This is a genomic window from Sinomicrobium sp. (genome assembly GCA_029266035.1).
GTDB lineage: Bacteria > Bacteroidota > Bacteroidia > Flavobacteriales > Flavobacteriaceae > Sinomicrobium.
Genome location: JAJUFH010000001.1, coordinates 43,432 through 69,965, shown reverse-complemented (window position 1 = coordinate 69,965; position 26,534 = coordinate 43,432). Strand labels below are relative to the sequence as shown.

Annotated in this window: 17 protein-coding genes, 1 tRNA gene and 2 riboswitches; of the genes, 8 read left to right on the top strand and 10 right to left on the bottom strand. The window is 43.3% G+C overall.

Annotated features, from left to right (window positions below):
- Positions 1-22 precede the first annotated feature (22 nt).
- The 4 genes from ACYZZR_RS00240 to ACYZZR_RS00225 all read left to right on the top strand — a co-directional run bounded on the left by ACYZZR_RS00240 (position 23) and on the right by ACYZZR_RS00225 (position 4,631).
- A complete protein-coding gene (locus ACYZZR_RS00240; protein ID WP_461531979.1) occupies positions 23-2,227 on the top strand; it encodes a M1 family metallopeptidase in 2,205 nt (734 codons plus the stop codon).
- A gap of 108 nt (positions 2,228-2,335) precedes the next feature.
- Positions 2,336-2,408 (top strand) — tRNA-Pro (locus ACYZZR_RS00235).
- Between the two features lie 340 nt (positions 2,409-2,748).
- The gene (locus ACYZZR_RS00230; protein ID WP_461531978.1) at positions 2,749-3,381 is read left to right on the top strand and encodes an NAD(P)H-dependent oxidoreductase; all 633 of its coding nucleotides are present in this window, start codon (positions 2,749-2,751) and stop codon (positions 3,379-3,381) included.
- 56 nt (positions 3,382-3,437) lie between these two features.
- Complete coding sequence (locus ACYZZR_RS00225) at positions 3,438-4,631, top strand: DegT/DnrJ/EryC1/StrS family aminotransferase (protein WP_461531977.1); 1,194 nt, start codon at positions 3,438-3,440, stop codon at positions 4,629-4,631.
- Between the two features lie 89 nt (positions 4,632-4,720).
- Here ACYZZR_RS00225 and ribB read toward each other — a convergent pair whose 3' ends face one another.
- From ribB to metE, 10 genes are all read right to left on the bottom strand, one after another.
- Positions 4,721-5,866, bottom strand: coding sequence for a 3,4-dihydroxy-2-butanone-4-phosphate synthase (gene ribB / locus ACYZZR_RS00220; protein ID WP_461531976.1), 1,146 nt, complete (start codon positions 5,864-5,866; stop codon positions 4,721-4,723).
- Positions 5,867-5,979: 113 nt separating this feature from the next.
- The gene (locus ACYZZR_RS00215) at positions 5,980-7,488 is read right to left on the bottom strand and encodes an LptF/LptG family permease (protein WP_461531975.1); all 1,509 of its coding nucleotides are present in this window, start codon (positions 7,486-7,488) and stop codon (positions 5,980-5,982) included.
- 53 nt (positions 7,489-7,541) lie between these two features.
- On the bottom strand, positions 7,542-8,198 hold the full coding sequence (locus ACYZZR_RS00210; protein WP_461531974.1) for a LolA family protein: 657 nt from the start codon (positions 8,196-8,198) through the stop codon (positions 7,542-7,544).
- A gap of 37 nt (positions 8,199-8,235) precedes the next feature.
- Positions 8,236-10,704, bottom strand: a complete 2,469-nt coding sequence (locus ACYZZR_RS00205; RefSeq protein WP_461531973.1) for a DNA translocase FtsK — start codon at positions 10,702-10,704, stop codon at positions 8,236-8,238.
- 267 nt (positions 10,705-10,971) lie between these two features.
- Entirely contained in the window at positions 10,972-11,472 is a 501-nt protein-coding gene (tpx, locus tag ACYZZR_RS00200) for a thiol peroxidase (RefSeq protein WP_461531972.1), read from the bottom strand.
- 191 nt (positions 11,473-11,663) lie between these two features.
- Positions 11,664-11,921, bottom strand: a complete 258-nt coding sequence (locus ACYZZR_RS00195; RefSeq protein ID WP_461531971.1) for a DUF6952 family protein — start codon at positions 11,919-11,921, stop codon at positions 11,664-11,666.
- A gap of 7 nt (positions 11,922-11,928) precedes the next feature.
- Complete coding sequence (locus tag ACYZZR_RS00190; RefSeq protein ID WP_461531970.1) at positions 11,929-12,237, bottom strand: thioredoxin family protein; 309 nt, start codon at positions 12,235-12,237, stop codon at positions 11,929-11,931.
- Positions 12,238-12,392: 155 nt separating this feature from the next.
- Positions 12,393-13,031 (bottom strand): redoxin domain-containing protein, encoded by a 639-nt coding sequence (locus ACYZZR_RS00185; protein WP_461531969.1) that lies wholly within the window; start codon positions 13,029-13,031, stop codon positions 12,393-12,395.
- Positions 13,032-13,207: 176 nt separating this feature from the next.
- Complete coding sequence (gene nhaC, locus ACYZZR_RS00180) at positions 13,208-14,665, bottom strand: Na+/H+ antiporter NhaC (protein WP_461531968.1); 1,458 nt, start codon at positions 14,663-14,665, stop codon at positions 13,208-13,210.
- 225 nt (positions 14,666-14,890) lie between these two features.
- Positions 14,891-17,191 carry a 5-methyltetrahydropteroyltriglutamate--homocysteine S-methyltransferase gene (metE, locus tag ACYZZR_RS00175; protein ID WP_461531967.1) on the bottom strand — a complete coding sequence of 767 codons (2,301 nt, stop codon included), beginning with the start codon at positions 17,189-17,191 and terminating at the stop codon, positions 14,891-14,893.
- Positions 17,192-17,371: 180 nt separating this feature from the next.
- Positions 17,372-17,572, bottom strand: a riboswitch (cobalamin riboswitch).
- Positions 17,573-17,806: 234 nt separating this feature from the next.
- Positions 17,807-18,007, top strand: a riboswitch (cobalamin riboswitch).
- A 64-nt stretch (positions 18,008-18,071) separates the two neighbouring features.
- Here metE and ACYZZR_RS00170 point away from each other — a divergent pair.
- From ACYZZR_RS00170 to ACYZZR_RS00155, 4 genes are all read left to right on the top strand, one after another.
- Entirely contained in the window at positions 18,072-19,904 is a 1,833-nt protein-coding gene (locus tag ACYZZR_RS00170; protein ID WP_461531966.1) for a TonB-dependent receptor plug domain-containing protein, read from the top strand.
- A gap of 225 nt (positions 19,905-20,129) precedes the next feature.
- A complete protein-coding gene (locus ACYZZR_RS00165) occupies positions 20,130-21,152 on the top strand; it encodes a FecR family protein (RefSeq protein ID WP_461531965.1) in 1,023 nt (340 codons plus the stop codon).
- 258 nt (positions 21,153-21,410) lie between these two features.
- On the top strand, positions 21,411-25,079 hold the full coding sequence (locus tag ACYZZR_RS00160) for a SusC/RagA family TonB-linked outer membrane protein (RefSeq protein ID WP_461531964.1): 3,669 nt from the start codon (positions 21,411-21,413) through the stop codon (positions 25,077-25,079).
- Positions 25,080-25,093: 14 nt separating this feature from the next.
- Positions 25,094-26,515 carry a RagB/SusD family nutrient uptake outer membrane protein gene (locus ACYZZR_RS00155; protein WP_461531963.1) on the top strand — a complete coding sequence of 474 codons (1,422 nt, stop codon included), beginning with the start codon at positions 25,094-25,096 and terminating at the stop codon, positions 26,513-26,515.
- Positions 26,516-26,534: the final 19 nt, after the last annotated feature.

Sequence of the window (26,534 nt, the reverse complement as noted above, 5' to 3'; positions counted from 1 at the left end):
CACTAACCAATTATTTATATTGATGACCATTTACAGATTGTTTTTATGCTGCCTGTTGTCTGTGGTGACTATTGGAATACAGGCTCAGGAAAAACCCGAAAAAGAGGGACATGCCAATACCAATAAGTTTCGGCAGATGTATCAGGAATTCGCAACTCCCAACAGATTCCGTACCGGTGCCGGGGCTCCTGGTCCTGATTACTATCAACAAAGAGCCGACTACAAAATGAACATAGAGTTGGACGACCGCAACAAAAGACTTTACGGAGAGGAGACTATTACCTATACCAACAATTCTCCCGATGCTTTAGATTATCTTTGGGTGCAGCTCGATCAGAATATGCGGTCGAAAGATTCGCCTGCCCTGCTTCGGAATTCAGAGCGTATACCTCCTGCTCAGCGAAAAGAGAAATTTATTTCAAATTATATGAAGGAAGCTTTCGATGGAGGTTTTAATATAGAGTATGTAAAGGATGTTAAGGGAGAAGACTTGCCATATACCATCAATTTCACTATGATGCGTGTAGATATACCTAAACCCTTACTTCCGGGAGAGAAAATATCATTTTCTATCAAGTGGTGGTACAATATCAACAATCACGTTACTGATGGTGGTCGAAGCGGATATGAGACCTTTGAAAAAGACGGCAACAGATCGTATGTCATAGCCCAGTTTTTCCCGCGAATGGCAGCTTATGACGATGTAGAGGGCTGGCAGAATTACCAGTTCTGGGGAGGTGGAGAGTACTCGCTTACTTTTGGAGATTACGAAGTGAATATCACCGTGCCTTCCGACCATATTATGGATGCAACAGGAGCACTGCAAAACCGTCAGGAAGTATATACTCCTGCCATGATGCAGCGGTATGAAAAGGCAAAAAAGTCATTCGACAAGCCTGTTGTAATCGCTACTCAAAAAGAGGCAGAAGCGAGAGAAAAAGGATTTTCAGATAAAAAGAGTACTTGGAAGTACAAGGCGGAAAACGTACGTGATTTTGCCTTTGCTACTTCGAGGAAGTTTATATTAGACGCTATGGCCGTAGAAGTTGGAGGAAACACCGTTATGGCTCAGTCGCTATACCCTAAGGAAGGGAATCCGCTATGGGAAGAATACTCCACCCGAGTGGTAGCGCATACGCTGAAATCGTATTCCAGCCATACTTTTGCATACCCTTATCCTAAAGCTGTATCGGTTCACGCCAAATCCCAGGGAATGGAATACCCGATGATTTGCTGGAATCACGGACGTCCGAATGAAGACGGAACCTATTCCGATCAAGTTAAGTACGGAATGATAAGCGTTATTATCCATGAGGTTGGACACAATTTTTTCCCGATGATTGTCAATTCAGACGAACGGCAGTGGGCGTGGATGGACGAAGGTTTTAACTCTTTCCTTCAGTACCTTACCGAACAGTCTTTTGAAGACAACTATCCATCCCGTAGGGGAATACCCTCTAAGATCGTCAATTATATGAAAGGCGATCAAGACCGTATAGCGCCTATTATGAGCAATCCTGAAAACCTATATCAGAAAGGAAACAATGCTTATGCAAAAGTAGCTGCCGGGCTCAATATACTTCGCGAAACCGTTATGGGACGTGAATTGTTCGACTACGCTTTTATGACCTATGCAAGGCGATGGATGTTTAAACACCCTACCCCCGAAGACTTTTTCCGAACTATGGAAGACGCTTCCGGAGTGGAGCTCGACTGGTTTTGGAGAGGTTGGTTTTACAGAACCGATTGGGTGGATATAGGAATTAAAGACGTGAAGAAATACTATGTGGCTTCTGAGGTTCCGGAGAGGATGAAAAGAAGCTTGAAAAGGCGTAATATAGACGAAACTTCGATGGTTTTTATGGTGGGAGAAGGTGAAGGGCAATCGCAGAAAGACACCGATGCACTGCAACGCTGGAAACCTCTTAAAACCTATGTTGAAGACAATTTCTCTCCAGAAGAAAGAGCTGCTCTGAAGAATCCGAAGTACTTTTACGAACTCACTTTTGAAAAGCTGGGAGGAATGCCTATGCCGCTTATTGTGGAATACACCTATGCAGACGGAAGTAAGGAAACTGTGAGATATCCGGTAGAAGTATGGCGCATGAACGACAAAGAGCTCACCAAAGTTATCGCCTCAGAAAAGGAATTGACGGGTATTGTAATCGATCCGAAACTGGAAACGGCCGATGTTGATCTCGACAACAATAGTTGGCCTCAAAAATAGGGCGCGTTATATTTTTGTTACCCTTTGTGCTTTCAGCTTGTAATTTTTCTGTATATTCGCGCAGATTTCTGGAAAGCACTGTGTTTTTCCGGTAAGCCAAAGGGCAATCGGGGTGTGGCGCAGTTGGTAGCGTACACGCATGGGGTGCGTGTGGTCGCTGGTTCGAGTCCAGTCACCCCGACATATTGAAACTGAGTAATTTATGTTTCTGAAAAGGCGGTATATCAAAAGATGTACCGCCTTTCTTTTATAAAAAAGTTGCTTTAAATATTAAGTAGGGATCATGCCCTAAAGCAGCGGCGATATTTTTCCAAACACATAATTTACTTTTCTTTAGCATAATGCTTACATTTGTTCGGAACTCATTTTGAGTGGTTAAATCTGTCTGTAAGGCTTGAAATTAGGTTTTCTTCAGAGGTGTAATCGCTCGGATGGGTTTTGTATGTATCGGGGAGGGGCAGTTTTTTAGAGAGGATGAATGTGATCTGACTTGCTCCTTTTTATCAAAATTATAGCACAGGATGAATACCATACAGCAGTTGAGATGGCGATATGCTACCAAGAAATTTGATACGACACGACATCTCGATGACAAACAGATTGAATTACTCAAAGAGGCTTTTAATCTCACGGCACTGTCTTTCGGGCTGCAGCCCGTAAAGCTGGTGGTGGTGAGTAATGCCGAGAAGCGCAGTAAATTACTTCCCTTGGCTTTTGGCCAGAAACAGGTGGTCGAGGCTTCGCATCTACTTGTTTTTTGTATAGAGAATACTATAGACGAGGCCTTTATAAGAAGTTATTTCGACAAGGTAAAGGCGGTGCGCAACACTTCAGAGGAGATACTAAAGCCCTATCGCGATTTTCTCATTGCCGATTTTAACAAAAAAACCAGTGAGGAAATAGAAAAATGGGCGCGTAATCAGGCCTATCTCGCCTTGGGAAATATGCTTACGGTATGCGCTATGGAAAAGATAGACGCCTGCCCTATGGAGGGGTTTAAAGCCGACGGTTTTGACGAGGTGTTGGAATTGAAAGAGAAAGGCCTAAGATCGGTATTGATCATGCCTGTAGGCTACAGAGCCGAAGACGATGTGTTTGCCACTATGGAAAAGGTGCGCAAGGAAGTCAGTGAAAGTGTGCTGGAAATTGAATAAGGTATTCCGGAATATTTCGAAAAACCTTATTTTTAATCTGATAAAATAATATTGCTATGCCCGGATTTGAATTTTTTGGAGATTTAGAACGAAAACACCTGAACGATGTACTGGAAAGTGGTGTATTGATGCGTTATGGCTTTGACGGTATGCGCAACGGGCACTGGAAGGCCAGAGAGCTGGAACAGGCACTGTGTAGGAGGATGGAGGTGTCTCACGCACAATTGGTGAGTAGTGGAACAGCTGCGCTTACCGTGGCATTGGCCAGTGCAGGGGTCGGAGCGGGAGATGAGGTCATTATGCCGGTCTTTACTTTTGTGGCGAGTTTTGAGGCAGTATTATCGGTTGGAGCGATTCCGGTATTGATGGATATCGATGAGACATTGACGCTCAATCCTAAAGCGGTAGAAAAAGCAGTTACGCCCAAAACCAGAGTGATTATGCCTGTACATATGTGCGGGTCGTCGGCGAGGTTGAGCGAACTGAAAGCGATATGTGATAAACACAATCTCCTCTTGTTGGAAGACGCTTGTCAGGCAATAGGCGCTACCTACAACGGCAAACCCTTGGGCAGCTATGGCGATCTCGGTTGTTTTTCATTCGACTATGTAAAGACTATTACTTGTGGAGAGGGAGGGGCAATCATTACCAATAATGCCGATTACGCCCGCAATGCCGATCACTATTCAGATCACGGTCACGATCATATAGGTAAGGACCGCGGGGCAGAAAGTCACCCGTTTATGGGATATAACTATCGCATATCTGAATTACACGCTGCCGTAGGACTGGCACAGATAGGGCGATTGGACGAGTTTTTAAGTATACAGCAACAGCATTCGGGAGTATTGAGAAAGGCATTGGAAAGTATTCCGGGAATACGCTTTAGAGAAGTTCCGGAAGGAGCTGAAGAAAATTATTCTTTTCTCAGTTTCTTCCTTCCAGATGAAGCGACGACAAGAGCAGCGCACAAGGCATTGACTGAAGAAGGAGTAGACGGTTGTTTTTATTGGTTTGACAACAACTGGCACTATATAAAAAAGTGGGAACACCTCAAGAAGTTAAAGACCTTGGGCAAGGTGTCTGAGGAGGTGAGAGCAGCTATGCCGGATTACGAAAAAGCGGATTTCAGCGCTTCAGATGCCGTGATGGGACGTACTATTTCTGTGTTGATAAAACTGGGATGGAGCAGGGAAGAGGTAGAACAGCGTGCCGAGAATATGGTAAAGGCTTTGAAAAAAGTATTGTAATTTAGGCATACCCAATAAAGCCTAATGCAAAACGCCGGATGTGAAATGTCCGGCGTTTTGTATTCGTATCATCGGTTATGGCATTGTGATCAGTAATTCACATATTCCACTATTTCAAGTCCGTAACCTACTAAGCCCACGCGTTTTATTTGTTCTGAGTTCGACATAAGACGTGCCTTAGAGATGTCGAGATCGTGTAATATCTGTGCTCCGATGCCGAAATCTTTCTGATCCATAATCATTTTAGGGGCCTTTATATTGCCCTCTTTCTGTAACTCTTTGAGTTGTCCCAAACGTTGTAACAGGTTGAGTGACTGATTTTGTTGGTTGATAAACACCACAGCACCCTGCCCTTCTTCATTAATCATTTGGAACATATTTTCCAGTTTTTTATCCGGATTGTTGGTCAGTGTTCCGAGTATGTCGTTGTTTACCAGCGTAGAATTAATTCTAGTCAGTACGGGATCGCCAAGTTTCCAGCTTCCTTTTGTAAGTGCTATATGCACCTGTTTGTTGGTGGTTTGCACATAAGCTCTAAGGCGAAAATTGCCAAAGCGGGTTTGTATGTCAAAATCTTCCTTTTTTTCAATGAGGCTGTCGTGCTGCATTCTGTAGGCGATAAGATCTTCTATAGACACCAGTTTGAGCCCGAGTTTCTCTCTGATCTCAGTGAGCTGTGGCAGGCGCGCCATAGTGCCGTCTTCGTTCATCACTTCTACAATAACCCCTGCAGGTTCAAGTCCAGCAAGTCGAGCCAGGTCGATCGCTGCCTCTGTATGCCCGGTTCTTCTCAAAACTCCGCCCTCTTTAGCGATTAAGGGAAAAATATGTCCGGGACGAGCTAGGTCAAAAGGCTTGGTATCTGGATCTATCAGCGCTTTTACAGTTTTGGCGCGGTCGCCTGCAGAAATACCGGTAGTAACCCCTTGGCCTCTGAGGTCTACAGAAACCGTAAAAGCAGTTTCCATAGGATCGGTATTGTTGTTTACCATAACGTGTAAACCTAGTTCTTTACAGCGCTTTTCCGTGAGTGGTGCGCAGATGAGTCCGCGACCGTGAGTAGCCATAAAATTGATCAATTCTGGAGTGACCATTTCTGCTGCTGCGACAAAATCGCCTTCGTTTTCTCTGTCTTCATCGTCTACTACGATTACGATTTTTCCAGCGCGAATATCGGCTATAGCCTCTTCTATGGTATTTAATTTTATTTCGGGTATTTCCATTGTGATAGGCATAATGTAAATTTTACGCTACAAAGATACCTATTTTTGACCGATAAGAGCCATAAAGAGAAGGGGAGATTGAGGAGAAGAGGAGATGTGGTGATGAAGAGACATGGGGTAGTCGATTAGTTCTTAGTTTGTAGTTCGTAGTGTTTCTTCGTTTTTGTTTTTCTGAATCGTTGAAAAAACTTTTTTACGGGTTCGGTTATGTTGTCGGTATCCAATACACCTTTGTCGGCTGTGGCTCTTCTGGTCAGGAAAATTCCAAGGGGAAGCATTACGAGTGTGGAGAGCCAAGAACCCAGAATAGGGGGAATACTGGCGTCTTTGGCGTAGTTTCTGGCAAACATCCCGAGAAAGTGGTAGGTGAGAAACAATATAATCCCCACCACCATTGGAAGTCCAAGTCCGCCTTTTCGTATAATAGCTCCGAGTGGTGCCCCTACGAAAAACAGTATGACACAGGCAAATGCCAAGGCGTATTTGCTGTGCATGGCCATCAGGTAATAGTTGAGCACCATATCTTTGCGGAGCAGTTCGTCTTTCTTCGCATTTACCGTATTGGCAATATTGGTGATATTACCTCGGGCTATCTCTATAATTTGTTGTTTTTTATTCACCTCAAAAAGCGATAGAAAGTCCTTGTCAGGTGAAGTAAGTACAAGAGTGTCTTTTTCTTCGATTAGGCTGTCTCTCTCCTCCTCCTTCTGTTCCTCTCGGATCAGTGAACGTTTTATGGTGGTGATTCCACTGCGTTTGTATATATTATCGCCGAAATTATAAATAGCCGTGCTGTTGTGATCTTCTATCGAATCTATAAGCACTCCTAGTTCACCTACGTTGTACATTTTGTACGTGTTGTAACTCTCGTCTTCCAGATCCACATCATTTACTTCTGAGAGATCCATATTGAGGGTGTAAAACTCAAATTTAGCCTTGGCGTGAGGGTAGTTATCTCGATTTCTCGGGTTTGAAGGTTTTTGATCTTCGTAATAATAACCGTCTATTAGTTTTAGCTTTAATATGTCTGAATTTTCACTGCTGATGAGTTCGCCGTCTTTGGCTTTAATGACCAATAGGTTTTCGCCTCTTGAGTTTTTCTTGTGGAGGATAACGTTTTTGAGCATACGGTCGTCTTCTCCATATTTTTTCTCCACTTTGATGTTCATGTCTTCTATGTCGTTGAACATACCTTCGGAAATTGCCAGGGCTGGCTTTACCTTGGCGATATTCTTCCTCAGGTTGTAGGCTTTAAACTCAGCTTTTGGGATAATGCTATTGGCGAAGTAAAAGGTAAATGCTCCGAGGGCAATCATAAATACGATAAGGCTTTTCATAGCTCTGTACAACGAGATGCCAGACGATTTCATGGCGGCAAACTCATAATTTTCGGCAAAGCTTCCAAAAGTCATCAAGGAGGCCAGAAGTACGGTAAAAGGGAGTACGGTTGGTACTAAGCTAGGGGAGTAATAGAGTAAGAATTTACCGATAACCCACAAATCGAGTCCCTTTCCCGCAAGGTCATCGATAAAGAGCCAGATCGCCTGAAAAATAAAGATGACCATAAGTATGGTAAAACAACTGATGAAGTTGAACAAGAAGCGGGATAAGATGTAGCGATCGAGGATTTTCAAAGTCGGAAAATTCAACCTCAGAACCGAGTTGCCAGCTCTGGAGATGTTTGCAGTTATTGATTTATGATATAATAGCCTTCGTCTTCGTACTTTTTTGCATTAAAATTGAACAGATTGGCAGATAACGGCTGATCTGTCTTAAACGAATTGACCGTAATGGTGGTTTTTGTTCCGTTTTGCCCAGTTTGAATGAGGTTGTAAATATGTTTGGTTTGCACGTCGATACCGAGTAAGATTTCTTTGGCTTCTGCGTGAGTATCTATCGGTACGAGCTTGACGTACTGTATTTGTCTTCCCCTCACATTCTGAAGAATGTCCCAGCTGTAATTGTAGCCCTCGGAGTAAAAGGTGAGCATTTTGGAGGGAGTAATGGTGTTTTCATCTTCCGAATCCGGACTTTCGATCACGACTTCTTCATTTTCCGGAATTACGGTAATTATGCGTTTTCCGTCAAATATTTTGGTGGCTCCGAGATAGTTGAAAAGGTATTTGTCTCCTTGTATGGTAACATCGCCACGGGTTTCCTGTTTTACATTTTCGGCGGTATTTTCCAAGACGTATTTAAAATCGACAAAAATATTGTCATAAGTTTTTACTTTGTGATGTACTTCGTCGAGTAGCGCCTTTGCCTTTTCTGTCTCTTGTCCGTAGGATATGGCAGTCGTCAATAACAATGCGGTTATTGCCCATACCATTTTAACTGTTTTCATCTCTTTTTTCTTTGTTGTTAGGTCTGTTTTCCGAATTTTAATTTTCTGTTTCTTCGTTTGCCAGAAACTGTTCCAGGGCGTACAAGTCCGGGATGAGCACCTGCCTAGCCTTACTGCCTTCAAAAGGTCCTACAATTCCAGCGGCTTCCAACTGATCTATAATGCGCCCTGCACGATTATAGCCCAATTTTAGTTTTCTCTGAAGCAACGAAGCCGATCCCTGCTGGGCATTCACAATAACTTCGGCAGCTTCTCTAAACAAGGCATCTCTTTCTTCTGTATCTATATCAAGACTTGTGCCAGATTCTTCTCCGACGTATTCGGGAAGGAGGTGGGCATCGGGATATGCTTTTTGAGCCCCGATAAAATCGGTTATTTTGGCAACTTCAGGAGTGTCTACAAAGGCACATTGCAGTCTGACTAGGTCGTTGCCTTGGGTGTATAACATATCTCCTCGTCCTATCAGTTGATCGGCTCCTTGACTGTCTAGAATGGTACGAGAATCTATTTTAGAAGTCACGCGGAAGGCTATACGCGCTGGGAAATTGGCTTTGATAATCCCGGTAATCACGTTTACAGAGGGGCGTTGTGTGGCAATGATAAGATGTATACCGATGGCACGTGCCAACTGTGCCAGTCTGGCAATGGGGGTTTCTACCTCTTTCCCGGCAGTCATGATAAGATCGGCAAACTCGTCGACCACCAGTACGATATACGGGAGAAATTTATGTCCGTCGTTAGGGTTGAGTTTTCTGGCTTTAAACTTGGCGTTGTATTCCTTTATGTTCCGCACCATAGCGTTTTTGAGCAACTCGTAGCGGTTGTCCATTTCAATACACAGCGAGTTGAGGGTATTGATTACTTTGGTGTTGTCGGTAATGATAGCCTCGTCGGTATCGGGAAGCTTGGCCAGGTAGTGTCGCTCTATTTTGTTGAATAGAGTGAGTTCTACTTTTTTAGGATCTACCAGTACAAATTTCACCTCCGCCGGATGTTTTTTGTAGAGCAGGGAGGTGAGTATAGCGTTGAGTCCTACCGATTTACCCTGTCCAGTAGCTCCAGCCATAAGCAGGTGGGGCATTTTGGCGAGGTCGGCTACAAAAGTTTCATTGCTTATATTCTTACCCAAGGCTACCGGAAGTTCCATTTCGGCATTTTGAAACCGTGTAGAAGCAATTACTGAACGCATAGATACCGTAGTGGGTTTTTTGTTGGGCACTTCAATACCTATAGTACCTTTACCGGGAATAGGGGCGATAATACGAATCCCCAGGGCGGCGAGTGAAAGGGCGATATCATCTTCCAGATTCTTGATTTTAGAGATGCGAACCCCTGCCTCCGGTATGATTTCGTACAAGGTAACCGTAGGACCTATGGTAGCCTTGATTTGAGAGATGTCTATCTTGTAGTGCTTCAGGGTCTCTACAATCCTGTTTTTGTTTTCCTCGAGTTCTTCCTGGTTGATAGTAATACCTCCTTGTCCTCCGTAATCATTGAGCAGATCTAAGGGGGGGAATTTATAGTTGCTCAGTTCTAGTTTGGGATCAAATTCTCCAAAATCTTGTACCAGTTTTTCGGAGAGGATTTCTGTGGCTTCCTTTTCCTCCTTTATTTTTTCAACTTCTATCTCAATGTCGTCGTTCTGTTGAGATGCAGCAGTTCGGGATTTGGAGGAGGAGGTTTTAGAGGCTGTAGCACTGTCTTCATCTTCGGCTATTTTTACCTCAAAGGAGTTTTCAATATCCACATCAGAGGTTTTGTCTATCTTGGAATATTCCGAAGAAGGTGTTTGTCTCTCGAGTGCGGTTTCAAAAGGAGACGGACGTCCCGGAATGTCGGAAATCACCGGACCTTGCTCTGCGGTAGTAGTGCTTTCCGTTTTACGCGGAGTTCTACGGAAATCTTTTTTGATATTTTCGGACACCCCTGAGAGGTAATCCCCTATTTTTTCGGGAGTAGTTTTTAGTTTTTTGACCGCAAAAACGATGAGTCCGAAGAGCAGTAATAGTATCACGCCTGCCTTGCCTGCATAGTCTTGTAGAAAGTCGTTCATTTCATAGCCTACTACTCCACCTAGAAGAGGGGCTCTGCTACCAAAAAAACCGAAGAGTACAGAAAACCAAATGATTCCGAGAATCCCCCAAATCCATCGATTGATGAGTTTTGCCTTGCCGAGACCCATAAACCAATTCAGTCCGGTTATGAAAAAGAGATATACAAATATAAAAGCTGCGAGCCCGAATCCTTTGTATATAAAGATGTTGCTCAGCTGTGCTCCGAATTTACTCAACCAATTTTGAGCCTCGGCATTTCTGTCGACAAATTCGGAAAGTGTACTCTGATCTTGTTGCCAGGTAAAAAAGAAAGACACAAAAGCGATACCGAGAGCAATGCTCAGCAGCATGATTAAACTCCCGGCGATGATCTTGTTTTGTTTTGAGAAAGTAAATCGGGAAGTTTTGGGCTGTGATGAGGTAGCTTTTTTTCTGTTCCTTTTCTTTACCATTTATACGCTTTCGATTATTAAGAGTCTATAGACTTTTTAAGTTGTGACAACACAGTCTAAGGGCAAAAATACAAATTACAAACGTATGGGATTGAATTATATTTTTAAAAAAGATGGGAAATGGGAACCAAACATTTATGGTTATCGCCCTTTGTAGAGTAGAATTCAGCGGGCTGAGTAAATAGAAGGCAACAAAATAATGAAATGAAAGAGGGCGACAAGCTTATTATCGCCCCTTTTCGATTGTATTTTATACTGTATTGCTATTTATTTCAGCGCTTGTAGGACTGCCTCATAATTGGGTTCGTCTGCAGTTTCAGACACTTGTTCGGTATAGCTTACATTTCCGTCGGTATCGATAACGACCACCGATCTAGAGAGCAACCCGGCGAGTGGTCCGTCGGTAAACTCAACTCCGTAGTCTTTTCCGAATTGTCTTTCTCTAAAATCGGAAAGGCTGATCACATTGTCAAGCCCTTCGGCTCCGCAAAAACGAGCCTGAGCAAAGGGGAGATCTCGTGAAACACAAAGTACTACAGTGTTTTGCAGTTTTGATGCTTCTTGGTTAAATTTTCTCACCGATGCGGCGCAGGTGCCAGTGTCAATACTTGGGAAAATATTGAGTACTACTTTTTTTCCTTTAAAATCGTTGAGGGTAGCCGCAGACAGATCGTTTCCGATAAGTGTGAATTCCGGAGCTTTTTGTCCTATAGCAGGCAATTCGCCGACCGTGTGTATAGCATTTCCTTGTAGCGTTACTGTTGCCATGATGTTAAATTGTTTTGTTTGCGTTGATAAAGGGTAAATATAACCAATCTTTGAGAAACAGAGGGGCAAATTTCAAGCTGTTTTACTGGAAAAATAATTAGAAAGTAAAAATCCTCTTCCGAAGGTTTCGAAAGAGGATTACAGCAATTTTTTTCCCATACAGGAACAGTATACTATTCAATTCAAGCTCATTATTTGTCTATAGATCCCAGCACTCGTCCCATAAAGGCATTTAGCGCCTCTTTCTTAGACATGCCTTCCTTGGTCATTTTATCGACTTCTACGGCGCCATACATATTGGAAATAAGTTCGCCTATTACATCCAGTTCTTCGTCTTTGAGCGATGGAACTTCTGTGATAGCCTCGAGAGTTTCAATAGCTTCCAATACATAATCCTGGTCGTTTTCTTCTATGAAGTTGGACAACTGCTTGATGATCGGTAGTTTCATAGAAAGACTATTTATTGTCGTCAATAAATGATTTTAGTACATCGGTTTTGTTGGTCTGTACCTGTTTGACCAATGCTCCGTCCCTGAAAACGGCAAAAGTGGGCAAATTGTCTACATTGGCCAACTTTCTCGATTCCGGAAATTTTTCGGCATCTGCAACTACAAATACTGCATTTTCTGTTTCGGAAGCAAATTTTTTGAATTTTGGTTTCATTATACGACAGTTGCCACACCATCCGGCAGAATATTGGACAAATACCGTATTGTTTCCGGAAACTACCTCAGACAGATTGTCTGTATCTAATTCCTTTACCATGATTTATGTTTTAAGCGATTCGGTATTAAGTGATTACCGGGTTTGTGCTTATGAGACTGATTTGTAGATCTTCCCGGTAAAGAGTGCCCGGCTGTATCGGATATACCAATGCCACCGGGCACAATTATTGATATGTAAGCTAGTAGGTCTTGTATTTAGTTGACGCTTAGGTATTCGGCGACACCGTCTCTGGTGGCAGACATTGCTGTTTTTCCTTCTTCCCAGTTAGCGGGACATACTTCACCGTTTTTCTGAACATGAGTATAGGCGTCGATAAGACGGATGAATTCGCTTACGTTTCTTCCTACAGGCATGTGATTGACGCTTTCGTGGAATACGGTACCCTCTTCGTCGATCAAGTAGGTAGCTCTGTAGGTTACGTTGTCTCCGTCTAATACATAAGAATCGGTGTCTTCATTGTACTCTTCGGTTTGCAAATCTAAGATACGAAGCATATTGGCCAAGTTTCTATTGCTATCGGCCAGTATAGGGTAAGTAACTCCTTCTATACCACCGTTGTCTTTAGAAGTGTTGAGCCATGCAAAGTGTACCTCGGCGGTATCGCAAGAAGCTCCTATAACCAGAGTGTTTCTCTTTTCAAATTCCGGAAGTGCAGCTTGAAAAGCGTGCAATTCGGTAGGACAAACGAAAGTAAAGTCTTTCGGATACCAAAAAAGGATTACTTTTTTGTTGTTTTTAACAGCCTCTTCAAACACGTTCAGTTTAAAAGTGTCTCCCATTTCATTCATAGCGTTTACGGCTATGTTTGGAAATTTTTTACCTACGAATCCCATAGTTGTTATTTTAGTTTGATTATTAATTTTCTGCTGCGAAAATACTATAGAGTTGCGTCCTTTTCCACTATCTGAGATTATAATATTTTATAGTTTGATAGACGTTATTAATAACGACAAAAAACCCTGTGAGTAGTAGTCATATTCACAGTGTGTTAGCGGGATTGATAGGGGTTTTATTTTTGGCGAAGTTGTCTGATTTTAATGCGGAATGCCGCAAATAACAAGGTAGTAAATGGACTGAGATAATTGAAGAAGGCATATCCTATATACGACGCCGGACTAACGCCGAGTACGCTGCTGTGATAAGCACCACAGGTATTCCAAGGAACGAGCACAGAGGTTACTGTAGCTGAGTCCTCTAGGGTACGGCTGAGGTTTTCGGGAGCGAGTCCTTTGTCTTTATAGGCTTTGGCAAACATTTTACCGGGTACAACAATGGCGAGGTACTGGTCTGATGCAGTAGCATTTAGCGCGAGGCAGCTCGCAACTGTACTGGCAAAAAGTCCGAATGTAGTGTGAAACATTTTGAGTAAGCTGTCGGTAATACGAGCTAGAGCCCCTATACCGTCCATAACACCACCGAAAACCATAGCGCATATTATGAGCCAGATGGTATTGAGCATACCCGCCATTCCATTGGCAGAAAAAAGATTGTTTAGAGCGGGGTTTGAAGTGTGAATAGCGGTTTTGGTGGTGATAGCGTCCATAACTCCGCGGTAGGCAGCGTGGAAATTTAGCACTTTTTCACCGGCAATACTCGCAACGATGTCCGGTTGAAATACAACGGCAAATACCCCACCCAACAATGTTCCTGTAAGTAGGGCTATTAGTGGCTGAGTCTTTTTTACAATCATCAGCACTACCAGTATGGGTACAATAAACAGCCAGGGGCTTATATTAAAAGTACCTTTTATGGCTGTGGTTATTCCGTCTATATCTGCCTTTCCTGTAGTGTCGATAGAAAAACCGATAATGACGAATATAATTAGAGTCAGAATAATAGTAGGAGTGGTAGTGATAGACATATACCGGATATGGGTAAAGAGATCGGTACCTGCCATTGCCGGAGCGAGGTTGGTGGTATCGCTTAGCGGCGACATTTTGTCGCCGAAGTACGCTCCTGAAAGTACGGCACCGGCAGTCATCCCGGCTGGGATACCGAGGGCATTTCCTATGCCGATAAGAGCAATACCTACCGTAGCTGAAGTAGTCCAGCTGCTTCCTGTGGCCATTGAAATAATAGAACATATAACAACACAGGCGGCGAGAAAAATGGTGGGGTTTAGTATTTGTATGCCGTAGTACACCATTGCGGGAATGATACCGCTTATGAGCCATGTACCCGAAAGTCCTCCTACCATGAGAAGAATGAGAATCGGACTGGTGGTAGCCTTCATGTTTTTGGCCACTTCTTCCATCATATCGCTATAAGAAACCTTGTTGAGAAAGCCTACAACTGCAGCTACCGCTGCGCCCATAAGCAGTATAAACTGATTAGATCCGCCAAGGGCATCGTCGCTGTACACAAAAAGAACATTGTACGCGAGCATTCCGATAAGTGCCAGTACAGGAATCAGTGCTTCCCATATAGAGAGTTCCCTGTTTTTAACAATCTTGTCTTCTTCTTTCATTTAGTCTGCTTGTAAAAAAAGAGCCTGGTATATGCCTTTGTGTAAGGCGGATTAATGTAGGCAGATGTGTTTTAGAAGTTGTAATAATACGATTTTGCTCAAAGTTGTACAAGTTTTGGAGTGTTTTAGCAAATTGATATAAAAAACCGCTTTTGTCCGATGTCAAAATCACATATTTGATTTTTTTTTGAACAAAAGCGGTTTTCCTATGTAGTGCTACGGTAGTTACACCCTTTGTTTTACTTCTTTTCTAAGGGTAGCAGCAGCCCTAACCATATTGCGAAGGGCGGCTTCAGTCTCTTCCCATTTACGAGTTTTTAGTCCGCAATCGGGGTTTACCCAGATGTTTTCGATGGGCAACAAGGCAGTAGCTTTTTGGAGCAGTGCAGTCATTTCCTTTACCGTGGGAATTCTCGGCGAATGTATATCATAGACTCCAGGACCTATTTCATTGGGATAACTGAATTCAGAAAAGGCTTCCAGAAGCTCCATTTGCGAACGGGAGGTCTCTATAGTAATTACATCGGCATCCATTGCGGCGATATGTCCTATAATGTCGTTAAACTCACTGTAGCACATATGGGTGTGTATTTGGGTCTCATCTTTTACACCACTGGCAGAGATGCGGAAGGCTTTGATGGCCCAGTCCAAATATTTATCCCAGTCTTTTTTGTGTAGGGGAAGTCCTTCTCGTATGGCCGGTTCGTCGATTTGTATCATAGAAATTCCCGCCTTTTCCAGGGCTATTACCTCGTCTCGTATGGCGAGAGCTATCTGGAAAGCAGTTTCAAATCTGGGCTGATCATCTCTTACAAAAGACCATTGCAGTATAGTCACCGGTCCGGTAAGCATACCTTTTACCACCTTGTCGGTGTGTTCTTGAGCAAAGCGACTCCACTGGACGGTCATATCGTTAGGTCTACTTACATCACCGAAAATAATAGGAGGCTTTACACAACGGCTGCCATAACTTTGTACCCATCCGTTTTGTGTAAAGACAAAACCGTCGAGTAGTTCTCCAAAATACTCTACCATATCGTTGCGCTCAAATTCGCCGTGTACTAATATGTCCAGTCCTATCTCCTCCTGTATTCTGATAGCTTCTATCGTAGCTTCTTCAATCTTTGAGGTGTATTCTTGTTGAGTAATACTCCCTTTTTTGAGTTGTGCTCTGAGTTTTCTAATATCGGGAGTTTGTGGGAACGAACCTATAGTGGTGGTGGGGAATAATGGCAGTCCAAAGCGTTCTTGTTGCGCTTTCTGCCTTGCCGAAAAGGGTGATTTTCGCAGGGTATCGGTTTCGGTAATCCCGTCAACTCTTGATTTTACTTCCACTTTGTGAATTCTTTCGGAAGTGCGACGCTCTTCATGAACTTTACTGTTTTCTTTTAGCAGCGATACCTCACCTTCTACTATTTTGTACAGCTCGGATACTTCATTTAATTTTTGCCGAGCAAAGGCCATCCAGTTTTTTATTTCGGGAGCTATGGTCGTTTCTGCATCGAGGTCGTACGGACTGTGAAGCAGGGAACAAGATGGAGCTATAAAGATGCGATCTTTACCCAGTTTAGCGATGGCTTTATCGATGAGGTCAAGCGATTTTTTATAGTCGTTTTTCCATATGTTCCTACCGTCTACTACACCGAGAGAAAGGGATAGTGTATGAGGTGTCGCTTGTAATACAGCATCGAGCTGTTGTGGTGCCCGAACCAGATCGATGTGAAGTGCAGATACAGGTAGTGAGGTTGCCAGAGTGGTATTGTCGCCCAAAGCTTCAAAGTACGTGGCTACCATAATTTTAAGTTCCGGACATTCTCTGGCGATGTAGGCATATGCTGTTTTATAGGCATCTCTTTCCTTTTCGCTGAGGTCGAGGGAGAGAAAGGCTTCGTCGAGTTGTACCCATTCGGCACCGAGCTCTTTGAGGTCGTGGAGAAAATCGACATATACAGGGAGTAATCTGTCTAGTAGATCGATACGATTAAACCCCTCTTCTTTCTCTTTCCCTAAGAGGAGGTAGGTTACAGGTCCGATCAATACAGGTTTAGGAGTTTTGTCGAGCAATTTTTTAGCCTCCGAAAACTGATCGGTAATCTTGGAAGAAAACTTTTTGAAGCTTTGATTTTTGTAGAATTCCGGAACAATATAGTGGTAGTTGGTGTCAAACCATTTAGTCATTTCCATAGCGGTAATGTCGATTCCACCTTTTTGATATCCTCTGGCCATGGCAAAATAGAGGTCGAGTTCGGTATGGTCTCGGTTTTGCGTGAGCACCGGGTTATACCTTTTTGGGATGGCTCCCAGACTGAGTGACATATCCAACACCTGATCGTAAAAGCTAAAATCATTACAAGGAATCAAGTCGATTCCGGCCTGTTGTTGTACTTGCCAGTTTTCTCGTCGCAGTCTTTCTGCCACATCGAGTAACTCGTCGCGATTCAATTTTCCCGACCAGTACTGTTCGCAGGCTTTTTTTAGTTCCCGCCCGGCTCCGATACGCGGATAGCCCAAATTGTTTTTTTGCATTTTTAAAATAGCATTAAGTTAAACATCAATTAAATCAATGTTCCTTACCAACTATTTTTCCGTATGCCTTAGAAGAATCGTAGAAGAGAGGATATACAAAAACAGAGTTGCATTTTGTCATACCGTGTAGACAATGCCTCGTTGAAATATCCCGACTACTGCTTCAAAACCGCGAAAGCATACGTCTCTACGTTATAAGCAAGTCTCCTGGCTCGTAACATTACTGCCATCCTTCTCATCCTGTCGGACAATGGATTGTGGTGCGGCGGTAACTTAGTGTTACTTACAGTTGCGCGTCAGCCCGTGATTTTCACACGGTTCCTTTTTAAGGGGAAGTCCAGAAACATATAGAACAACCCCACTTATAACGGGAAATAGTATGTATGAACGGTACAAATGTAGCCAATACCCTCGAAATACAGGCTGCAAAATGCCTGTTTTGTGTCGTTAAATAACAAAAGTGAGCTCATAGGTTACAGTTCGTTCTATTTACAGCAATTGGAGGAGGTAGAATACCGAGGTGTAGCGAATGGAGACTGTAGCTGTGGTGGTCGTCATTGTATTGTACTTCAAACTTTAAACTGAAAATTAGTCGGCATATTTGGATTAGTTTGTATATTCGTCGCGCAATCCGGTTCGGCTTTGCCGATGAAAAGGGAATTGGGTGAAAGACCCAAGCTGTACCCGCAACTGTAAACTTTGTCTCTGAAAATAGGGACGCCTGTTGTGATCACTGCTGTGCCACTGTTCTTTTGGGAATGGGAAGGCTCACAATAGGACGTAAGTCAGGAGACCTGCCGGAAAGAAAACTAAAGTCAGACTTTCGGGAAAAAAAGTTTGGTGGTATTACCGCTGTATTCCCGTCTTTATCGTGTAAAAAATGAAGAAAAAAGCACTTTCTCTGGCCGTTATGCTGGGTCTATGTGTATTTGGAAGAGCCCAAGAACTGCAACAGCTTGACGAGGTCGTGGTCACCGATTCCCGATTTGAAATAAAAAGGGAAAACTCAGGAAAAACCGTTATCAGAATCGAGGCGGAAGAACTCGAAAAAAACCAAGGCAAAAGCCTAGCCGAAGTAATCAATACTAAAAGTGGTATTGAAATTGGTGGAAGCCGCAGTAATGCCGGGCAAAATCTCGGGTATTACATCCGTGGCGGATCTAACCGACAGGTACTGGTGCTCATCGATGGTGTACAGGTATCTGACCCCTCGGCTCCGGCAGCCGATTTTGATTTCAGGCTTATCGATATCAGTCAGATTGCCTCCGTAGAAATTGTCAAGGGGGCAGCTAGTACATTGTACGGAAATGCAGCTGCTACTGCAGTTATTAATATTACGACCAAAAAAGCCTCCGAAAAACCTCTGTCGGCTACTTTCCGATCGAGTATAGGAACCAATCAGTCTCATGATGATCAGAAGTACAATCCTGCCGATTTTTCCAACAGTATTGCAATAGGTGGTCGTTCGGGCAAAGTGAGTTATCAGGCAGGTTTTGCACAGCAGTATGCCGACGGACTGTCGGTGGCAGCTACGGGTACAGAAAGGGATGCTTTTTCTCGCTTTAATACCAATGTAAAAATCGGTTATCAGGCGACAGAGCGATTTTCTGTGGATGTTTTTGGAAACTACGACAAATACAAGGCCGATATCGATGGATATGATGTCAGCTTCAGTTTTGTGGATACCGACGACCGCAGTATTAGCAAACAATACCGTACGGGTATAGCTCCCAAGTTTACTTATACTAATGGTAGCCTACAGGGAAGTATAGCGTATAACAAGATTGAGCGAGAGATTTTGTCTGATTATCCCGCGGTATACAACGCCAATAGTTTGGTGGCCGATGTGTACAACAAATACAATTTTAACGATAAGTTTTATACGGTGTTGGGTGTCAATTATATCCACAATGAGGCAGAATTCGATTCAGATAGAGATTTTACCATAGTCGATCCCTATGCCAATGTGGTGTGGGTATCCGGCTTTGGACTCAATATGAATGCAGGAGCGAGATTGAATAACCACAGCGAATACGGAACACATTTCACCTACAATTTGAACCCTTCGTATACGCTGTCACTTAAGGAAGATGGGTATGTCAAAGTATTGGGATCTTTTAGCACATCGTATATCGCACCCAATCTATCGCAATTGTACGGACAGTTTGGAGCCAATCCAGATCTTAAACCCGAAGAAGACCGCACCTTGGAGGGAGGATTGGAATGGAAGGAGGGAACTATGCGACTGAGTGCGCTTTACTTTAACCGCGAGGAAAAAAACTTTATATTTTACGGAACCGAAGGCTATGTGAATATAGATGAGCGCTATACCGTAAACGGAGTAGAGACTGAATTTTCGGTAAAGCCTATAGATTTTATACAGTTGGATGCAAATTACACTTTTACAGAAAATCGGGATCAGCTGGCGCTGCGAATTCCCAAACACAAGGTAAATGCCACTGCCGGTTTTAATGTAGACGAGCATACCTTTGCGTCTGTAAGCTACCAGTATCTCAGTGACCGAACCGATGCCGGAGGGATAGCGATGGACAGTTTTTCCCTTTTCGATTTGTATCTGAGCCACAGTATTCTCGATGGCCGTATGAAGCTGTTTGCCAATATCAGCAATCTGTTTAACGAAGATTATTTAGAGCTGGTAGGCTATACTACCCTAGGGCGCAATATAAGACTAGGGTTTAGTCTTTCGTTTTAGAAATATAGATATACTCCTTAATTAAGGGATTGCCGCGGGAGCATTTCAAGGTATGAAATAAGAAATGCTCCCGTATTTTTATATATAGATAGCATTAGGAGATCTGACGATTTTATTTCCAGTGATTTACCTGTGATAAAAAAATCAAAAAAATATTTTTTCAGAGCCGATGTAAGCTGCTTTTCACACGTATTACTATTAAACGGTGGCGTAAAACTTGTGCAATTGAAAAGCAAAGATCAACTCAGAGAAATATTTTTCCGCTATTTGGATAATCGCTGTTCTCCTCAGGAAGTACGGCAGCTCCTGCAGTATTTTAAGACAGAAGACAGGGGGCAGTTGTACAGGCTTATCGAAGAGCAACTCCGCAGCCCTGTATCTAGCGATTTTGAACAGAATACTGAGGGGAAGGCATTCTTTGAGAGAAGCCATCGAAAAATACGGACAAGTATTAAAGCCGACAAAAAAGCTCAAAGCATATACAAGATAAGAAGAGTCATTGCAATTGCTGCGAGTATAGCCGTTCTTGTGGGGCTGGGTTGGATGTATCGAGATGAACTTTACGAGCTTATCGATCCCGTAGAAATGCAATATGTAAATACCAAAAGCGGCGATCGACAGCAATTTCAGCTCGCCGATGGTTCTGTGATATGGCTCGGTCCGGAAAGTTCGCTGAGTTTCCCCAATAGTTTTCGCGGGGCACAACGGGAGGTGACGCTAAAAGGCGAGGCTTTTTTTGAGGTGGCAGCAGATAAAGATCACCCCTTTGTGATTCACACAGGCGAGGTAAATACTACGGTATTGGGAACTTCTTTTAATGTACAAGCCTATGAAAGAGATCTCTCGGTTACTGTAGTTACCGGAAGGGTTAGGGTAGTAGCCGATAAGGAACAACAGGGAGAAGTAGAGGTATTGCTAAATCCCGATCAAAGGGCTGTGTTTGATGGGGAAACAAAATCGCTGGTCAAGGAAGAAGCTCCTGATGCTTCTGTGATGTTGGCGAGAAGGGAAGGCGTTTTTGAATACCGAGGAGTCCCGGTTGAAAATATCCTATCCGATATGAAAAGAGAATACGGTTTAATTCTAAAAGTAGAGGGACAACTCACTAACTGTACTTTTTACGGTACCAAAAAACCGGAGGACGACGTGTATCACTTTTTAGAAAAAATGGCCATTACCGTCAATGCGACAATGCAAAAAAAAGGGAAGACCGTTTATTTTAAAGGAAATGGATGTGGAGTAATGTGACAATCAGTATATCTATATAACCATAAAATTAACACCAAAACGATATGAAACCAAAACACTTTTACCACCGACAGCTATCCGTGAGACTTCGAAATACGGATCATCCTTAAATCAAAAAGGAGCTAAGCTGACATAAAAATCGTCGGAAAAATAAAAATCTCTCCCTGTGACTACAGAGAGAGACTGCAAACTTAACCGGTAGTATATCGCAGGCCTGGAAAACCGTATATACCCACCGGTGTTTAACACCATAAAAGTATGAAAAAAAAGGACTTCTCAAAAGGAACGGCCTATTGGTGTCCGTTTTGGCAACAGTGGCTGTCTTTAATTACCAAGCTTATGCGTTGGACATTTATTGCGAGTTGCATATTTTATTGCAGTGCCTTTACACTGCCCGCTAAACGAGTGAGCGGACAACCTATTTTGGAGCGTCCGATAAGCATTACTGTACAAAATGTGTCTCTTAAAGACGCTTTAGACGCGCTTCAGCAAAGCACGGGCATTCCTATGATGTACAGTGGTCTTATCGTTAAAGACCCCGACCGTATTACTCTCGATATGCAGCGGCAATCTCTCAAAAGTGTGTTAGACACGCTACTTATTCCTCGAGCCTATGAATACAGGGCTATGGACAGCGAGATCATTATCCGTAAGGCTCCTAAAACAGAAGGGAATGCTGATGAGGTAGTAGAAGATCGACCTCTTCAGCAACAAGAGGTGACAGGGTTGGTGACCGATGCCGATGGGGTTCCTATTCCCGGTGTAAGCGTTTTGGTAAAAGGAACGACACGGGGTGTCACAACCGACTTTGACGGTAAGTATACCATAGTAGCTAAAGAAGGTGATGTTCTTGTATTTAGATACTTGGGAATGCGCTCTCAGGAAATTGCAGTCCAAGAAGCCATACTCAATATTACCATGGAAGAAGATATTTCAGAATTGGAAGGAGTGGTGGTTACGGGGTATCAAACCATAGATAAACGAACATTTACCGGTTCGGTAGGTAAGGTAAATACTGAAACTATGGCCACTGCAGGAATCTCGGATGTAGGGAAATCTCTACAGGGAATGGTTGCAGGGGTGGCCGTAGAGAATACCAGCGGTACATTCGGAACCAAATCTAAAATACGTATTCGAGGTAATTCGTCTATCAGTGGAAATCAAGAACCCCTGTGGGTGGTAGACGGTGTAGTGCTAGACGATCCTGTAAATGTAAATCCCAACCAGTTGTATTCGGGAGATGCCGCTACCATGTTGAGCTCGGCCATCAGTGGAATCAATCCAGATGATATTGAAGACATCCAGATCTTAAAAGACGCTTCCGCTACCGCTATGTACGGTACACAGGCTGTAAACGGGGTTATTGTAGTGACTACCAAAAAAGGAAAAATCGGGAAAACTACGGTCAGCTATAAAAATAATTTTAGCGTAGCAATGAAGCCTACAATCAAAAGCTTCAATGTGATGAATTCCAAAGAGCGAATGGAGTTTTCAGAAGAACTTTATCAAAAGAACCTGGTCGATTTTACCGATCTCAACCGCACTTACGGGGCGTTTGGAAAATTACTATACCAATTGTCTCGCAAAGAGATTACCTGGAATCAGTACTACGACGAGATACAGAGAGCAAAGACCTACAATACCGATTGGTTTGACGAACTGTTTAAAAATTCACTGACTCACGAACACAGTGTAAGCGTGAGTACAGGTACAGAAAAGGCGCAGTACTATATGTCTGCAAGCTATTTCAGAGACAACGGACAGACGAGAAATCAATATACTGACCGCTTTAGTGGAAGTTTTAAAGGAACTTTTAATCTCTCGGATAAATTTACCCTTACCGGAACCTTATACGGTTCTATCCGAAACCAGCGGCTTTTCGGAACTTTTGACGAAACTGAAAACATAGGTGGTATCACGGAGCGCGCCTACGACATCAACCCCTATACCTATGCGCGTACCACCAGTAGAGCTATGCGCCCTTACAATGATGAAGGTGGTTTGGAATACTATCAGTCAAATTTCGCTCCTTTCAATATTATTCACGAGATGGACAATAATTTTGTGGATGTCAAGCTCAAAGAAATTCGCTTCCAGATCGACGGATTGTGGAAAATTACTGATAATCTGAATTTTGCAACCATTATTTCCGCGCGGAGTACATCGGCACATTCCGAGCATATATCTACCGAGCTTTCCAATGTTGCCGAGAGCTATCGAGCCATGCAAAACCCTTCCATTCGCGGCGCTAACAACAGATTGTACAACGATCCCTTCGACGATAGTCAGTTTCCCATATCCGTATTGCCTCGCGGAGGAATTGCGATAGTGGATAATTACCTCGGAGAATTCTATACTCTCCGAAATACGATTAATTACAAACCGGTAATTAAGGAAAAACACGTGTTTGATTTGATGGCAGGCTCCGAAATCAAACAGAAAAAGTATAATACTTACGGTTTTACAGGCTATGGTCTTGAATATTATCGGGGTATGACTGCGAGTCCAGACTACAGGGCCATACAACGTGACCAGTTGTCTGGAAGTGGTTCTCCTTACTACAGTATGGGAGTAAACACCTATAGAGAAGCCTCCTTTTTTGCCAATCTAGCTTATTCTTATCGCAATAAATACAATATCACCTTATCTTCCCGAGCCGATGGATCTAACCGCTTAGGAGCATCTGAAAAGTTCCGTTTTTTACCCATTTGGGTGGTAGGTGCAAGCTGGAATATGGACAGCGAACCTTTTATACAAGATATAGAGTGGATAAACTATTTGAAACTGCGCGGGTCTTATGGTACCCGAGGTAATATCAGCGGTTTGGGTAGCCCTGAAATACTGGCGTATTACGGGACAACTACTCGTTTTGACCCCAATAATATAGAAGACGTTATTACTATATCTGCACCCGACAATCCCTTTATGCAGTGGGAAAAGGAAAAAATGGCAAATATAGCTGTAGAATTTGGTCTGTTTTCGCGTGTACAGGCTACTTTAGAGTGGTATCACCGTTCTAATTACGACCTGATTGGTAATATGGAGGTGTCGAGAGTAAGTGGATTCTCCCGAAAAACTATGAATTGGGCAGATATGACCAATCAGGGGATTGAGATAACTTTGAATACTACAAACATACGAACCGACGACTTTCAATGGAACACCCTTTTTACTTTTGGCTATAACAAAAATGAGGTTACCCGCCTGCAATTGACCAATGGCGTACTCCGGCAAACGGTAAATCAGGGGGCGCCTATGGTAGGAAAACCGGTAACCGGACTTTATTCTTTTAAGTTTGCCACATTGGATGGAGACGGACTGCCGCTGTTTTACACGGCAAGTGGTAATATGTCTAATTCTTTCTCTAAATACACCACCAATCTGGATATGTTGAAATACGAAGGAAGTAGAGAGCCTCTCGGATCGGGAGGATTGACCAATCAGTTTCGCTATAAAAATCTCAATCTCTCTTTCTTGCTCACCTATTCTTATGGCAATAAGATCAGGCTCGATCCTTTCTTCCAACGCTATTATTCCGATGTAATGGCCTTGGATGCCGAATTGGCAAACAGGTGGACCACCCCCGGAGATGAACGATATACGAATGTACCTAGAATTATAGAACAAGAAACTCGTTCGGAGCTGTTACAAGCCAATGCCGATCCCTTTACCGCGTACAACAGAAGCGATATACGTGTCGTGGACGGTTCGTTTATACGCTTTAAGAATGTGATGTTGAGTTACGATTTTCCATCAAAAGTCACCGAGTGGCTTGGACTGGAAAGCTTTAAGCTCACTGCTCAGGCTCAGAATCTTGCTCTGTGGGCAGATCCCAACCTAAGAGGACAAGATCCCGAGGCTATAGTATCGGGTGTATTGATGCCGGTAACCAGCAGTTACACCCTTGGACTGCATGTTAATTTTTAAGAAAAATGGAAAAGATGAAAATATTGAAAACATATCATTTAGCTCCCCTTGCAGCCTTGATACTGTTGCTGTGCGGCTGCGAGAAGTATCTGGAAGAAAATCCGGACAACAGGGTGCGATTGAGTACGGTAGAAGATTATCAGGCCGTGATTACAGAAGGTTATCCAAGAGCATATCACATGTTTATGGAATTGTATACAGAAAATGTGCGTTATTACGACTACCCCGATTACAATCACGCCAATATCACTTCCTGGCTCAGACCGTTGTACTTGTGGTCTGACCAGTATATCATCAACAATTCGATTACTCCCGAAGCAGCCTGGCGTAATTATTACAACGATATTTACCTGGCCAATGTAGTACTTGAAGGTATCGATGAGGCTACGGGCGACGATGCCCTGCGTCAGTCGGTTAAAGGAGAGGCCTATATGAACAGGGCGTATAGCCACTTTATGCTGGTCAATATTTTTGCAAAACATTACGACGAAGCCACTGCCAGTACCGATCCCGGAGTGCCTTATGCACTGGAAACCGAAAAAGAACCCGGTAGGTCTTACAAACGAGACAATGTACAATACGTGTACGACAAAGCGGAAGAAGACGCTCTCAAAGCACTCGATTTGATACGTGAAGAGTTTATGGAGGTGCCAAAGTACCACTGGTCTAAGGCGTCCATCCACGCCTTTTTGTCAAGACTTTATTTGTTTAAAGGCGACTGGGAAAAATCGCTTTATCACAGTGAGGAAGTTTTTAAACTGAACAACAGCATACGCGATTTGTTTTCAGATTTTGACACCTATTTTGCCACAGGAGATTACGCGCAGTTTGCCCAGCGATATTTCGATACTCGAAACAACAATATACTACTGGTGCAATACACCTTGGAGTGGAATTCCTATTTCAGAGGAAGTCTATATGCCAATGAGTACAGAGAGACCTTTAATGAGAAGGATGTACGCGGACGTATTTTTACACGCTGGTCAAATCAGACTCCCAATTTTATGGTTCGTAAATTCAGGGCTGTAGCCGGGGCGCAATCGTATTCGGATGTAGGTCTTTTTGTGGTGGAAGAGGTGCTTTACAATGCCGCAGAGGCCGCGGTTCGAAAGGAAAATCCCGATTTTCAGTACGCCATTGATATCCTCAACCGAATTTTGGAGCAGCGGTGGAGACCCTTTGAGGAAGCGGATAAATTGAAGGTGGAAGATTACCCTACAGAAGAGGCGATGATCGCAAAAATACTAGACGAAAAAAACAGAGAACTGTGTTATGAAGGTTATCGTTGGTTTGATGTTAAGCGATATGAAATTCCCGTGACACACTGGGATGGTACCAAGGAGATATACTTACTCCCCGACGATCCGAGAAGACTGGTGCAAATTCCGGCAGCTGAGTTGTCGGCCAACCCGGAAATGGAACCCAATCCGAGGTAGTCGTATTTTAAACCTTTAA